Source organism: Pseudomonas sp. NPDC087358 (assembly GCF_044900785.1).
Taxonomy (GTDB): Bacteria; Pseudomonadota; Gammaproteobacteria; order Pseudomonadales; family Pseudomonadaceae; genus Aquipseudomonas.
The window spans coordinates 155,606-168,591 of the sequence record NZ_JBJDOA010000010.1 but is presented as its reverse complement, the minus strand read 5'-3'; the positions used below and the strand labels follow the sequence as shown (position 1 = coordinate 168,591).

11 protein-coding genes, 1 tRNA gene and 2 pseudogenes are annotated in these 12,986 nt (G+C 59.5%); 7 read left to right on the top strand and 7 right to left on the bottom strand.

The features are described from left to right. Positions 1-416 precede the first annotated feature (416 nt). The 4 genes and pseudogenes from ACI2KS_RS22085 to ACI2KS_RS22070 all read left to right on the top strand — a co-directional run. Positions 417-746 (top strand): annotated as a pseudogene (locus ACI2KS_RS22085) (phage infection protein); the annotation flags it as partial. Between the two features lie 138 nt (positions 747-884). Beyond that, positions 885-1,091 (top strand): annotated as a pseudogene (locus tag ACI2KS_RS22080) (hypothetical protein); the annotation flags it as partial. 183 nt (positions 1,092-1,274) lie between these two features. Next, positions 1,275-1,436, top strand: a complete 162-nt coding sequence (locus ACI2KS_RS22075; protein WP_404623184.1) for a hypothetical protein — start codon at positions 1,275-1,277, stop codon at positions 1,434-1,436. Positions 1,437-1,655: 219 nt separating this feature from the next. Beyond that, complete coding sequence (locus ACI2KS_RS22070) at positions 1,656-2,351, top strand: RibD family protein (protein ID WP_404623130.1); 696 nt, start codon at positions 1,656-1,658, stop codon at positions 2,349-2,351. Positions 2,352-2,361: 10 nt separating this feature from the next. Here ACI2KS_RS22070 and ACI2KS_RS22065 read toward each other — a convergent pair whose 3' ends face one another. Next, entirely contained in the window at positions 2,362-3,249 is an 888-nt protein-coding gene (locus tag ACI2KS_RS22065; RefSeq protein ID WP_404623129.1) for a LysR family transcriptional regulator, read from the bottom strand. A 151-nt stretch (positions 3,250-3,400) separates the two neighbouring features. On the opposite strand from ACI2KS_RS22065, the gene ACI2KS_RS22060 reads away from it, so the two are divergent. Continuing rightward, entirely contained in the window at positions 3,401-4,792 is a 1,392-nt protein-coding gene (locus ACI2KS_RS22060) for an aldehyde dehydrogenase family protein (RefSeq protein WP_404623128.1), read from the top strand. Positions 4,793-5,060: 268 nt separating this feature from the next. Beyond that, a tRNA-Asn gene (locus ACI2KS_RS22055) sits at positions 5,061-5,136 on the top strand. 260 nt (positions 5,137-5,396) lie between these two features. On the opposite strand, the gene ACI2KS_RS22050 is transcribed toward ACI2KS_RS22055, so the two are convergent. From ACI2KS_RS22050 to ACI2KS_RS22025, 6 genes are all read right to left on the bottom strand, one after another. Continuing rightward, on the bottom strand, positions 5,397-5,999 hold the full coding sequence (locus tag ACI2KS_RS22050) for a TetR/AcrR family transcriptional regulator (RefSeq protein WP_404623127.1): 603 nt from the start codon (positions 5,997-5,999) through the stop codon (positions 5,397-5,399). Positions 6,000-6,276: 277 nt separating this feature from the next. After that, positions 6,277-7,587 (bottom strand): CynX/NimT family MFS transporter, encoded by a 1,311-nt coding sequence (locus tag ACI2KS_RS22045; protein WP_404623126.1) that lies wholly within the window; start codon positions 7,585-7,587, stop codon positions 6,277-6,279. Then, positions 7,584-8,741 carry an alkene reductase gene (locus ACI2KS_RS22040; protein ID WP_404623125.1) on the bottom strand — a complete coding sequence of 386 codons (1,158 nt, stop codon included), beginning with the start codon at positions 8,739-8,741 and terminating at the stop codon, positions 7,584-7,586. Before ACI2KS_RS22040 ends, ACI2KS_RS22045 begins: the two co-directional genes overlap by 4 nt. 113 nt (positions 8,742-8,854) lie before the next feature. Continuing rightward, entirely contained in the window at positions 8,855-9,544 is a 690-nt protein-coding gene (locus tag ACI2KS_RS22035; protein WP_404623123.1) for a type 1 glutamine amidotransferase domain-containing protein, read from the bottom strand. Positions 9,545-9,637: 93 nt separating this feature from the next. Beyond that, positions 9,638-10,408 (bottom strand): alpha/beta fold hydrolase, encoded by a 771-nt coding sequence (locus tag ACI2KS_RS22030; RefSeq protein WP_404623122.1) that lies wholly within the window; start codon positions 10,406-10,408, stop codon positions 9,638-9,640. Between the two features lie 536 nt (positions 10,409-10,944). After that, complete coding sequence (locus tag ACI2KS_RS22025; protein ID WP_404623121.1) at positions 10,945-11,484, bottom strand: MFS transporter; 540 nt, start codon at positions 11,482-11,484, stop codon at positions 10,945-10,947. Positions 11,485-12,412: 928 nt separating this feature from the next. On the opposite strand from ACI2KS_RS22025, the gene ACI2KS_RS22020 reads away from it, so the two are divergent. Then, positions 12,413-12,985, top strand: coding sequence for an AAA family ATPase (locus tag ACI2KS_RS22020; RefSeq protein ID WP_404623120.1), 573 nt, complete (start codon positions 12,413-12,415; stop codon positions 12,983-12,985). Position 12,986: the final 1 nt, after the last annotated feature.

The window sequence follows — 12,986 nt, the reverse complement described above, 5'->3', positions numbered from 1 at the left end:
TCGGCGTGGTCAGGGTCTATCCTGACCGTGCGCGAGTGTTGGCCGTTGCGATTAACTGTCCGGTTAAAACGTTTCCGGCCCGCTGATAATTAGGCCATATGTGCACGTCAGGATCTGATGGTCGTTCTTGTTATAAGTACGACTTCTATATGTCGAGGAAGGCAGTCACCTGAGCATCTTGCTCGCATCAACCGACATGACACTTGGAGCAATCGGTAATGAAGAGACAATTGATTTGGGGCCTGACGGTTTCCGTACTGGCTTTGGGTGTGTCGGCCGCGTATGCGGCCAGCGATGTGAATCAGGGCAAGACCGTCGCCGAATACGGCTCCGACAAAGTAGGCCCGAACCGAACCGCATCCGATGGCAGTGATCACGTCGGCGCCAACGCGACGGCGTCCGATGGCGCGGACCATGTGGGCGCCAATGCCACTGCCTCCGATGGCGCCGATCATGTGGGTGCCAACGCAGTAGCGGCTGATGGTGCGGATCGCGTTGGGGCCAATCGAGTTGCGGCTGATGGCGCTGATCGCGTAGGTGCCAACCGTGTTGCCGCTGATGGTGCCGATCGCGTTGGGGCCAATCGTGTTGCCGCTGATGGTGCCGATCGTGTCGGGGCCAACCGTGTTGCCGCTGATGGTGCTGATCATGTCGGCGCAAACGCGGTAGCAGCCGACGGTGCCGATCGTGTTGGTGCCAACCGTGTTGCCGCTGACGGTGCCGATCGTGTCGGTGCCAACCGTGTTGCCGCTGATGGTGCCGATCACGTCGGCGCCAACGCAGTAGCAGCCGACGGTGCCGATCGCGTGGGTGCGAACCGTGTTGCCGCTGATGGCGCGGATCATGTGGGTGCCAACGCAGTAGCAGCCGACGGTGCCGATCGCGTGGGTGCCAACCGTGTTGCGGCTGATGGCGCGGATCATGTCGGCGCCAACTCGGTAGCAGCCGACGGTGCCGATCGCGTGGGTGCCAACCGTGTTGCCGCTGACGGTGCTGATCACGTCGGTGCCAATGCAGTAGCAGCCGACGGTGCCGATCGTGTGGGTGCCAACCGTGTTGCAGCCGATGGTGCTGATCATGTCGGTGCCAACGCAGTAGCAGCGGACGGTGCCGATCGCGTGGGTGCCAACCGTGTTGCGGCTGATGGTGCTGATCATGTCGGCGCCAACGCCGTGGCAGCCGACGGTGCAGATCGTGTGGGTGCCAACCGTGTTGCCGCTGACGGTGCTGATCACGTCGGTGCCAACGCAGTAGCAGCCGACGGTGCCGATCACGTGGGCGCCAACTCGGTCGCGGCCAATGGTCAGCCTGAGCGTGGGCTGGCATCCGATGGGTCGGACAAGACCGGCGCCTCTCGCGTGGCGGCGGACAAGTGGGACCGAATGAAAGTCCGGGAGCTGGCGGGCGAACTCTGCTACGAGTGCCTGACCAGGTAAGCGCTGCGAGCGATCATCCCGATTCAACGCGCGATGATCGCTTTTGATGTCCCTGCCAGGCGAACGGAGCGGCTGGCGTTTACCCAAGAGCAGGTGCATGGCGGGCCGCCCGGCCGGTGGATAAGCCGCGCGGGCGGCCAGCGATGAGTGTTTCGGGCTGAACTATTGGCGGCTGATCCGGGTCGGCTCTAGATCGTTCAACCACTCATGGAGTTCACCATGCAGCCTTACGTTATCTGCCACATGATGTCGTCGCTTGACGGCCACGCCCTGACGGACGGTTGGGATCGCACGTTGAAGAAAAACGCCGGGGATCTTTACGAGAAACTGGCCCAGACATTCGAGTTCGACGCCTGGATCTGCGGCCGCGTGACGATGCAGGAAATTGCCCACGACGACGGCTATCCCAAAGGGCTGGCCAAAGCCCCCATTCCCCGTACCCATCACTTCGCCGACCGCGACGCCAAAACGTACGCGGTGTCCATCGACCCGCACGGCAAGGTCGCCTGGAAGACCAATCAGGCACTTGATTCCCATGTCGTCGAAGTGCTTACGGAGGCTGTGGCCGACGATTACCTGGCCTATTTGCAGTCTGTGGGTGTGTCGTACATTTTTGCCGGCAAGACCGATATCGACCTGCGGCAGGTCGTCGAGATTCTGGGCAATGAGCTGGGTTGCAAACGCCTGATTGTCGAAGGCGGCCCGCATGTCAGCGGCTCGTTCGTCAACGCCGGGCTGGTGGATGAGGTGAGTGTGCTGATTTTGCCGCTGGTGGATGGCCGGGGAGAGCACCCGGCATCGTTCGAGGTATCGCCGGATGCTTGGCAACGGCCTGCTGATCTGACCCTCTCGTCGGCCGAGGTACAGGACGGTGGGGCGGTTTGGCTGCGGTACACCAGCCAAGCCTCGTCATGATCGGCAGCGCTCAGCCGGCGGACGGTATCCCCTCGTGGCCCACGGTGGTCTGTACCAGATCGATGAATGCGCTCAGCGCCGGTGAGCGCACACCCCGACGCCAGGTGAGCCAGATGTTGAGGTAGCGAAATTCTTCACTCAATGGATAGGCATTGACGTTGCGACTGCCCGGCATGCTTTCGAGCATGCTGCGCGGCACCATGGCCACCCCGGCACCGGCGGTCACGCAGGCGAGCATGCCGTGATAAGACTCCATTTCAAAGATCTTGCCGGGGGTCGCCATATCGGCCTTGAACCAGGCTTCGAAATGCCGCCTGTACGAGCAGTTCTGGCGAAACGCGTACACCGTCTTGCTGGTCACGTCTTGCGCCCTGGCCACCGGATCATGGCTGGCTGCGGTGATGAGTAGCATTTCCTCTTCGAACAGTTCGATGCCCTCAAGCTCGGGATGGCGCAGAGGTCCGTCGACGAAGGCGGCACTGAGACGACCTGACAGGACGCCGTCGATCATGTCGCCGGAAGGACCGGTGGACAGATCCAGTTCGACTTTGGGGTAACGCTGATGAAACGCAGCCAGCAGCGACGGGATGCGCACTGCGGCGGTGCTCTCCATGGAACCGAGCGAGAACACGCCCTGGGGCTCGGAGCCAGAGGTCGCCTGTCTGGCTTCCTCCACCAGTTCCAGGATGCGCCGGGTGTAGTCCAGGAACGTCCAGCCGGTGGCTGACAGGCGCAAGCGCAGTTTCTCGCGGATGAACAGGTCAACGCCCAGTTCCTGCTCCAGCTGCTTGATGCGCGTGGTCAGGTTGGAGGGCACGCGATGCAGGCGCTGGGCGGCGGCGGTGATACTGCCTTCTTCGGCAATTGCCCGGAACAGTTCAAGTTGGGTCAGGTCCATGAGTGAACTCGCATCTTTCTCGGAAAGTGAATGTATTTTTGATAATTATTCATTATCGGAAATTCAGCCGAGAGCCTATCGTGGTCCCAAGACTTCATCAACAGGCGTCAGCCAAGCGGTGAAGATCAACCCCTACAGGAGGCTTTCCGTCATGTCGAAACACGCATCTGCATCGCACGCCATCTCGCTGAACCCCGCCACCGGCGAGGTCTTCGCCCAATACCCGTTTGAGCAGGCGGCCGATCTCGAGCGCTCATTGGCTCGCACCGCCGCAGGGTTCAAGAGCTGGCGCAAACAACCGGTCAGCGTGCGCGCCGAGCAGCTGCGCAAGATGGCCCAGGCCCTGCGCAACAATGCCGAAGCGATGGCGCAGATGATCACCGCTGAAATGGGCAAGCCGATCGCTCAGTCCCGGGGCGAAGTCGAAAAGTGTGCGGTCACTTGCGAGTGGTACGCCGAGAACGGCCCAGCCATGCTGACTCCGGAAAAAACCCCGGTGGAAAACGACAAGGCGTACATCGACTATTTGCCGCTGGGGCCGATTCTGACCGTCATGCCGTGGAACTTCCCGATCTGGCAAGTGATGCGCGGCGCGATTCCGATGATCCTGGCTGGCAACACCTACGTCCTCAAACACGCCCCGAACGTCATGGGCTGCGCCTATCTGCTGCGCGATGCCTGGGCCCAGGCCGGTCTGCCGGAGGGTGTCTTTGAAGTGATCAACGTCACCAACGAAGGCGTTTCCACCGCCATTGCCGACCCGCGCATTGCCGCGGTCGCCGTCACCGGCAGTGTGCGTGCCGGGTCGGCGATTGCCGCGCAGGCGGGGGCAGCGCTGAAGAAATGCGTGCTGGAGCTGGGTGGCTCGGATCCGTTCATCGTACTGGCCGATGCTGATCTGGACGAAGCGGTCAAGGCCGCGACCGCCGGGCGCTATCAGAACAGCGGTCAGATCTGTGTGGCCGCCAAGCGCATCATTGTCGAGGAGAGTGTGTTGCCTGCATTCACCGAGAAGTTCGTGGCGGCGGTCAAGGCGCTGAAGATCGGCGATCCGCTGATCGAGGAAAACTACATCGGCCCGATGGCGCGATATGACCTGCGTGATGAGCTGCACGCCCAGGTGCAAAAGACCGTATCCGAAGGCGCCACGCTGTTGTTGGGCGGCGACAAACTGGCGGGCGAGGGCAATTTTTATGTCCCGACCATCCTCTCCAACGTCCGTTCTGACATGACCTCGTTCAAGGAAGAGCTGTTCGGCCCGGTGGCCTCGCTCATCGTCGCGCAAAACGCCGACCATGCGGTGGAACTGGCCAACGACAGCGAGTTCGGCCTGGCGGGCAGCGTCTGGACTGCCGACGTGCAAAAAGCCCGCGACATCGCCGCGCGCCTGGAAACCGGCGGCGTGTTCATTAACGGCTACACCGCATCCGACGCCCGCGTGCCCATCGGTGGTGTGAAGAAAAGCGGCTTCGGCCGTGAGCTTTCGCACTTCGGCATCCGCGAGTTCTGCAATGCACAGACCGTGTGGCTGGATCGCCGTTAAGCCGTTTTGATCCGCTCAAACGTGCTCCGGGTGGAACTCGGCTCGGGGCATTGCGACGCCAATGCACTGCGTGCTGCCCGGGGCACCAGCCTGACGCGTGATTACTCCGTGATGCACGTTTGCGCGCTGCAGACAGGCAAGCCTTGGGTGGGCCTGAGGCTATCTGGCACAGTTGGTCTTGCAGCCAGACAGAGGGATGAGCGGTTGCTTTGAAATTTTTACCGGGGTCGCTTGACTTCTCTTTTTTAATCAGTAAGATAGCTCGCATTCCGCGATAGCTCAGTTGGTAGAGCAAGTGACTGTTAATCACTGGGTCCCTGGTTCGAGTCCAGGTCGTGGAGCCAAACGAAGTACCGAAAAGGCCAGCGCATAGCTGGCCTTTTTTTGTGCTCGTCTTTTGTCTGGTGTCGCCACACCAGAGCGACTGATCAGTGATGTCCTTTGACCGGAGTTCATGCGCCTTCCAAGGTCCGAGGCAGGGAGCGGCCATCATCTGCACGAAGGATTGGCAGCAGCAACTGTCCCATCGCCGTAACCCATGGGCTTGCCACATGAAGGTCTGCGGCGTATCCGTAACCAACACTGCGGACACTCTTTGGCAGCATCAGGCGACGTTGAGTAATCTTCGGGTCGTAAGCATTGCAGTCTCGAAAGGCTGCATGCTGCGGGTGATCTTGACCATCACACTTGCCCCGACCCACAACTGATACAGGCTCTGAGCCACGGTCTGTGGATTTTCGCTGATGGCAAACGAGCCTTCTGCGACGCCAGCTTCGACAGCATGCTCGATTCGGCTGATGATCCCCGAAGTGCCGCGCTTGAGCACCGCACGCATGGCTTCAGACAGATCGGCTACTTCCACCCCGAGTTTCACGGCCAGGCATTTGCCTTGGCAGTCCTCGAAAGATTGTGATTCCTGCCATATGCGCCAGTAGTCCATCAGGCGCTCAGCCATGCTCATGTCTGATTGGCTGAGCGTTCGATCCAGTTCCGCCAGGTAGTCTTCGAAGTAGCTTTCCAACAGGGCTTCGCCAAAAGCGTCCTTGGAGCCGAAGTAGTGATAGAACGACCCCTTCGGTACGCCTACGGTCGCCAGTATTTCGTTCAAGCCGACCGCAGAATAGCCCTTGGCGGCCATGATGCGTTGGCCAGCACTGAGGATGTCCGCACGCACATCGGACGTCTTGAATTTCGCGGATGCTGTCATGTTGGTTATTTCACAGTGATAAACGGTGGATTGTGCAGATTGTTGCAGTTGGCAGACAACGTAACGGGAAAGACCTGCGGCACGCTTGCTGATTCAGGGCCGCAGGACAAAGCCTCGGATCACCCATGCATAGCTCACCTGCGCACGGTTGGGGTTGATTCACTCACTTGCATTGGCGTCGGATGACACTCTAGTGCTAACTAGACCGGTCGTCTATAGCCCGAAGTCGCGGGTGACTGTCGCTGCGAGTGCGTCGGGATCCTGCTGGCCCTGAAGCTCAGCGGCCTTGCGGCGCAGGCTCTGATGCGGCCTCTTTTCGGTACGGCTGAAGAAAGGGTGTCAACGCCAGCATAATGAAACTCGCAGCGACCAGGAGCCAAAGTGAAAGCTGGAAATTGCCGGTGACGTCTCGCAGGTATCCCATGACCAGCGGCCCCGCCGCAGCAACGATGTAGCTGAACAGCAGCACCATGGCGTTCCACGCATTCGCCTCCTCTGACGTCCTGGTGTTGTCCAGTGGCAAGGTCATACCCAATGTGAACGCCCCGCCGGTGCCGAAGGCAATCACCGAAACCATCACAAACGGCATGGCCTGTGGCGCCAGTGCCGTGGCGAGAATTCCCGTGAACGCGATTGCGGAACTGACGGCCAGGGCCAGGCGTCGGTCTTCATTTCTACTGAGAAACCCAAACAGAGGGTTGGCAATCATGAAGGCCAGGGTAAAGCTGGCCAGAATGAGCCCTGCGGCGGTGTTCGTCTGTCCGAGGTCTACATAGATCGGCGCAATCCATGAGATGTAGGCATAAAAGATGAAGTTGTTGCAGGCGAAGAACACGGCAATCAACCAGGCAGTCCGATTACGTAACGGCATTGGATGGGCGGCTCTGGGTACTTTGGTCTGTTCGCCAACCCGCCCCCGACGTTCTACATACAACCAGGCGACGAGCGCGACGATCACTGGCAGCGCCCAGAAGGCTGCACTGATACGCCAACTGGCGGCGACCGAGGCCAAGGGGCCCGTGAGGGCAGCAGCCAGCGTGCTGCCTAGTGCCAGGGCGGTCGCGTAAACCCCTACCAGTAGCGCCGCCTGCCTTGGGTAGCTGGCTTTGATAAAGCCGGTTATCAGGGCGCCGGCTACTGCAATACCGGCCCCCACGCCTGCGGTGCTTAGGAACAGCAGGGCGATCGAGCCAACGAAAGGGCGCAGGACGGTGGAAGCACACAACACCGCCAGCGCAGCCAGAATGACGCGGTCGCGGCCCAAGCGACGGGCGAGCCAGGGCGCCGGAATCGCCAGCAAACCCATCAGCAGCGTGGGAATCGCCGTCAGCAACGAGGCCTGTGTGTGCGACAAACCGAAGGTCTGAAGCATGTCAGGCAGCAACGGGCCAACGGACACGATGGCCGGGCGCAAGGTGAGCGCAACCAGGACGATGCAGAGAACGGCAAGGGTTGCCGGGATGGTCTCAGGCTTTGCGGTTACCCCGGTCGGGTGGACCGGAGTCCACTGGACAGGCGATGTCGGGTCGGGCATCGGGATGCGATAAAAGGGGGCCGACCGGGCGCTGCAGATACTGTGCATGCTCATGACAACGCCTCTTCATTGGCAGTGAGTTCGGCCCTGGAATACACCGGGTAGTCTGTGAAGCCTTGCTCGCCGCCGCCATACAGCGTGGCCGGATCGACCTTGTTCAGGGGCCAGCCGTTGGCAATCCGCTGGGGCAGATCAGGGTTGGCGATGAATGGCCGTCCAAACGCGATGAAATCGGCGTAACCGGCCTCGACCATGCGCGCCGCGCGGGCCGCGTCATAGAGCCCTGCGTAAATGATGCGGCCGCTGAATGTGCGCCTCGCTTCACGGCGAAAAGTCTCGGGCAGGTCCGGGGCGTTGGCCCAATCGGCTTCGGCAATAGACAGGTAAGCAATACCGGCCTGCTCGAGTACCTTGATGGCTTCTATGTAGGTTTGATGTGGATCTTGCTCGACGAAACCGATGTAGACGCGGTCTTCGTTGGTGCTGGTAAACAGCGGTGTGAATCTCACCCCAACCCGGTCCGGCCCTGTCACTGCGCTGACCGCCTCAACCACTTCACGCAGTAAGCGCAGACGGTTATGCAGCGAGCCGCCATACTCATCCGTGCGCTGGTTCGCATGTGTGGAGATGAACTGATTGACCAGGTAGCCGTTGGCCGAATGAATCTCGACGCCATCGAAACCGGCGTTCAGCGCATTGCGTGCGGCCTGGGCATAAAGCTCAACCAACTCCTTTATTTCTGTGACGGTCAGTTCGCGGGGCATCGATGGTTCGACCAGCCTGCCAGCGCCCGGCGAGGTTTCAATGAAGGATTTGGCATTCAGTGCCTGGATCGCTGAAGGAGCGAGAGGCGCTGCATGCCCTGGCTGCAACTGGGTATGGGAAACCCGGCCAACGTGCCAGAGCTGCGCGAAAATCACGCCGCCTTCGGCATGTACCGCGTCCGTCACTTTGCTCCATCCCTCAATCTGCGCCTGGCTGTAGATACCCGGCGTCCAGGCGTACCCTTTGCCGCGCGGCTCGATCTGGGTGCCTTCGGTAACGATGAAGCCTGCGCCAGCACGTTGCCGATAATAAGTGGCCATTTGGGGCGTGGGGATATCGTCGGGCTGGCCGCTGCGTTGGCGAGTGAGCGCAGGCATGACAATCCGGTTTTTCAGGACACGGGAACCCAGTGTTACTGCTTCAAAGAGTGAGCTGTGCTGCATGATTCGATTCCTTCAGAGCGTGCTTTGATCGCAGCGGCCGGGGCAGACCGCTGCGATCCACACTGTTCAACGGGTAGTGAAGGAGGTGCCAAGCGCCTCCGACAATGGGAGGTTCAGCCAGCTGAATGGCTCAGCTTTTCGAGCAGAACTTTCGCGGCTTCGGTTGACGAGCCTGGGTTCTGACCCGTGATCAGCAGGCCATCGCTGACCACATATGAGCCCCAATCCTCGCCCTTGGAATACAGCCCGCCTTTAGCTTTAAGTTCGTCTTCCACCAGGAATGGCACCACATTGGTCAGGCCGACAGCCTCTTCCTCGGTGTTGGTGAAGCCAGTGACGTGTTTGCCTTGCACAAGCGGTGTGCCGTCAGCGTTCTTTACATGGCGCAGCACGCCAGGCGCATGGCAGACGAGGGCTGCAGGCTTGCCGGCAGCCAGAAATGCCTGGATCAGCTGGATCGAGTTCATGTCTTCGGCCAGGTCCCATAGCGGACCATGACCGCCTGGGTAGAAGACTGCGTCGTAATCCGCTTGGGACACGCTGTCCAGGCGCACCGTGGCTGCCAATTGGGCGTTCGCCTGCGCATCAGCCTCGAAGCGGCGAGTCAGATCGGTCTGGAACGAGACTTCGTTGCTTTTCGGATCGAGGGGCGGCTGACCGCCTTTGGGCGAAGCCAGCGTGATTTGCGCTCCGGCTGCAAGGAATTCGTAGTAGGGCGCTGCCAGTTCTTCCAGCCAAAAGCCGGTCTTGCGGCCGGTGTTGCCAAGTGTGTCGTGAGAGGTCAATACCATGAGGATTTTCATTTTGATTCCTTGTTGAAGAGAGGTGACGGTGAAGGGCAGATCACGTGACGGCACATTTAAGTAGACCGGTCGTCTAGTGAGTCGGCAAATTTTTTAGCGTGCTGCCTTGATAATCAAATCAGCAACGGCCTTGGGGTAGGCAAGCATCGCAACGTGACTCGACGGCACTTCAACGGACGTCGCATGCATGCGTTTGGCCTGGTCCCTTTGCTGCTGCGGGGAAATGATGGTGTCGTTGCTGGCGACCACAACGTAAGACGGCGTGTCGTGCCACGCTGCACGAGTGACGGGTTGGCTCAGTGCAACACTGTTCAATGCGCCCTGAGTGGCGGCAACTATTGCCTGTTCGGAGCGGGGAAGGTCTGCAGCAAAGTATTGGGCGACGCCCTCGTCGCTGACCTTGATATAGCCAGCTGCGTCCTTGACCAGCGAAGACCGGCCGGGCATCTGTGGGTAGCCTTTGGCGGTATCGAGCACCGACTGGCCATCGTCTGGCGCATAGGCGGCGACGTAGACGAGCGAGTGGACCTTATCGTTGACGCCGGCCTCGGTGATGACTGCGCCGCCCCATGAATGCCCCACCAATACCACCTGTCCGTTTGCGTCGGCGATAGCCCGGTCAGTAAACGCCACATCCCCTTCAAGCGAGTCGAGCGGGTTCTGCACGGCGACGACCTTCAACCCAGCCTTCTCCAAAAGAGGAATCACCTTGTTCCAGGACGAGCCGTCGGCAAAAGCGCCGTGGACCAGAACAACCGTTTTGGCAGGCGTGCTCGCTGCAGTTTCCTGAGCAGCAGACAGACCGACGTGGATCGACAGCGCTAACGATGATGCAAAGGCCAACAGCTTGAGGCGGGTCTTCATGGCGGATTCCTTTGTTGGGTGAGAGTGAGGCAAAAGTATCAGCAAGTAGACCAGTCGTCTAGTAAGTTCGGCTATTTTTTCTGAGGCCAGATCTAATGGACGGTGGCGCTGATGCTTCAGAGCGATTGAACAGGCAGAACACCGGATGCGCGACGCCGATCTGCGGGTAGCGGGGGGACCGAGGTCAGGATCTGTTTGAACGCGCAGCCGAGCCGATCAGTTCGAGCCTCGCCGATCAGTCACGCCGACCGTGCAATACGCGTTGGACGGGTTATTCGAGGCGAACGGCATCAGCAGATAAACCTGTTCTAGTTGTGAGTGATTGAAAGGCAGGCGGGGTTCGGGTGAGGGCTTTGTGACGGTTTAGCCTGCTGACGATGCCGCGCTGGCGTTCAGTAAATGCTCCCGCCAGATAAAGAACTGGCCCAGAGGTAGATTGTTTCGACCCAAAGCGGCTTTCCTCCACTCGCTGCCGGCTCAGCAGTCGGCTTGAGCAGTGAACCTTATTCAGCGATGTTTATGAGCAAACAAAAGCATCAGTGCCACCCCTTAAGCGATGACGCAAGCACACCCGAACACCCGCAGCTGACGTGTCCTGCCCGATGATGACGCTCAGGCCGCGGGACGAAAATCAGGATAAGAGCAAGAAATATCCAGGCGGTGAGGTAAAGCGCAAACGGCCATCGCCATCCTGCGCTGGCCAACAGCCCCCCAATGAACAGAAAAATCACGCCGCCCAGCTCGATGGCCATGCCTTGGCTGGCGATCATAGTCATGCAAGCTTTGCTCTCGTAAAACTCAGAGATCAGCCCCGTACCTGCCGCCATGACGAGGGCTGTCGATCCGCCGAGCAGGAGGCGATCGCTAAACACCGCGATCGGGCCATGAAGCATCAAACCCACGGCACCCAGTAATTCATAGCTGAACAACCCGAGGCATAGCGCCTTGTATAGGCTCAGGCGCTCGATGAGCTTTGCGGCAATGGCTCCAAACACGGTCACTCCCAATGATGGGACTGTGACCAGCCAACTGGGCACTACGCAATCTCGCTGGCCGTGCCTGCGCTTCGCTTCCATGACGACTTGAAAAAGCTGAAAGCGGCACTGCTTCAATGCAAAGCGGAACTTGAGTCGGTGATTGGAAATTACTGGGGACTCATGGGTTCACGGCTTTCAGTAAATCAATGACCGGTACTGGCCGATAGCCGGCAGCCACACGCATCTGTTGCAAGCTCAGATCGAAGTGTTCTGAAAGCAGCTTGCTGTGGTTGCCCGAGCAAAGTGTTGTTCAGCTGTTGTGTGTGTGGCATCAAACAACAGCTGCGCTAAACATGGAGGCACCAACACGGCATGCTTTATAGGGGTGTTGGGACATATCGAAGGTTAAGACAGCCTGCTTCTTATAGCCCTCAAAACAGAGAGACGACGTGAACATCTCTCAATCATTCACAGCCGCGCAGCTCATGCGCTCGGCGCTTGCACAAGGCAGGCACGCTTTGCCGGAAGGACATTCCGGTTATTGGCGATATAAAAAAACCGTCGACTGGCTTCAGCGACGCGCACGGCCCACTTTGGCCTAAAGCCGCGTCGGCAAGGTTCTTGCAAAACGGTATAGGTTCCTGAGCTCCAGCGGCGCGGTGTTGAGGGCCGATGGCTGCGGGGTGTTTACGGGACCGGTCGAGTCCGATTTTACCGAACACCACAAACCCCGTTTCGTCCGTAAGTTGTGCGCAGCTAGGGGCATCGACAAATCGGAAGTTTGTCGCGTTGGGATTCTGTGTAGGACGTTCCATTGTTAGTGCCGTGGGTTTTTCCATTGCTCTAAACGGCAACCAGCACGCCACGGACAAAGCGCATGTCAGCCTGTTCAGCCATCGTTAGTTGATGTCATTGGCAAGGTGCCTGGCCTCGATGCAAAGCTCAGGCAGTGAGCTGGCATCCAGTAAGGGGCGTGGGCCCATACTTAAAGGTGTTTGCATTCTGTTTGCGATAAGTAGGAGTTCTGATGCAGCGTGTCATGATCGTAGGCCAACCTGGTTCGGGGAAAAGTACGCTGGCCCGGGAGATGGGTGATCGCACAGGTCTGCCGGTTATCCACATCGACACTATCCATTGGCAGCCCGGCTGGATCGAGCGAAGCATCGACGAGAAGACGCGGCTGTGTCTCGAGGTGGAGGCTGGCGATCAGTGGATATTCGAAGGCGGTCATTCCGCCACCTGGGACCACCGTATCGCCCGGGCTGATTTGTTGATCTGGATTGATCGCTCCTCGGCGCTGCGCTTCTGGCGGGTGCTTGTGCGAACGTTGATTCACCGAGGCAGCCCTCGACCCGATCTTCCAGAGGACTGTCCAGAGCAGTTGCGCAACCTCCCGGAGTTTTTCAGCTTCATGTGGACGACTCGTAAAACGGCGCGTGCCAAGCTCAAGCAGCTGGTGGCAGCCGCACCCTCGACATGCCGCGTCGTCTGCCTGCGATCCAACCGTCAGGCCAGGCTTTTTCTCTCGACGGTCGGGCCAGAGTCCTGCGTACAGCAGCCTCAAGCCGTTTCGGCTTCGACAACACCGCTGCGCTATTGAA

Coding starts and splice junctions, on each gene's coding strand:
- ACI2KS_RS22070 (WP_404623130.1), top strand. CDS start 1,656: ATGCAGCCTTACGTTATCTGCCACATGATGTCGTCGCTTGACGGCCAC.
- ACI2KS_RS22065 (WP_404623129.1), bottom strand. CDS start 3,249: ATGGACCTGACCCAACTTGAACTGTTCCGGGCAATTGCCGAAGAAGGC.
- ACI2KS_RS22060 (WP_404623128.1), top strand. CDS start 3,401: ATGTCGAAACACGCATCTGCATCGCACGCCATCTCGCTGAACCCCGCC.
- ACI2KS_RS22050 (WP_404623127.1), bottom strand. CDS start 5,999: ATGACAGCATCCGCGAAATTCAAGACGTCCGATGTGCGTGCGGACATC.
- ACI2KS_RS22045 (WP_404623126.1), bottom strand. CDS start 7,587: ATGAGCATGCACAGTATCTGCAGCGCCCGGTCGGCCCCCTTTTATCGC.
- ACI2KS_RS22040 (WP_404623125.1), bottom strand. CDS start 8,741: ATGCAGCACAGCTCACTCTTTGAAGCAGTAACACTGGGTTCCCGTGTC.
- ACI2KS_RS22035 (WP_404623123.1), bottom strand. CDS start 9,544: ATGAAAATCCTCATGGTATTGACCTCTCACGACACACTTGGCAACACC.
- ACI2KS_RS22030 (WP_404623122.1), bottom strand. CDS start 10,408: ATGAAGACCCGCCTCAAGCTGTTGGCCTTTGCATCATCGTTAGCGCTG.
- ACI2KS_RS22025 (WP_404623121.1), bottom strand. CDS start 11,484: ATGGAAGCGAAGCGCAGGCACGGCCAGCGAGATTGCGTAGTGCCCAGT.
- ACI2KS_RS22020 (WP_404623120.1), top strand. CDS start 12,413: ATGCAGCGTGTCATGATCGTAGGCCAACCTGGTTCGGGGAAAAGTACG.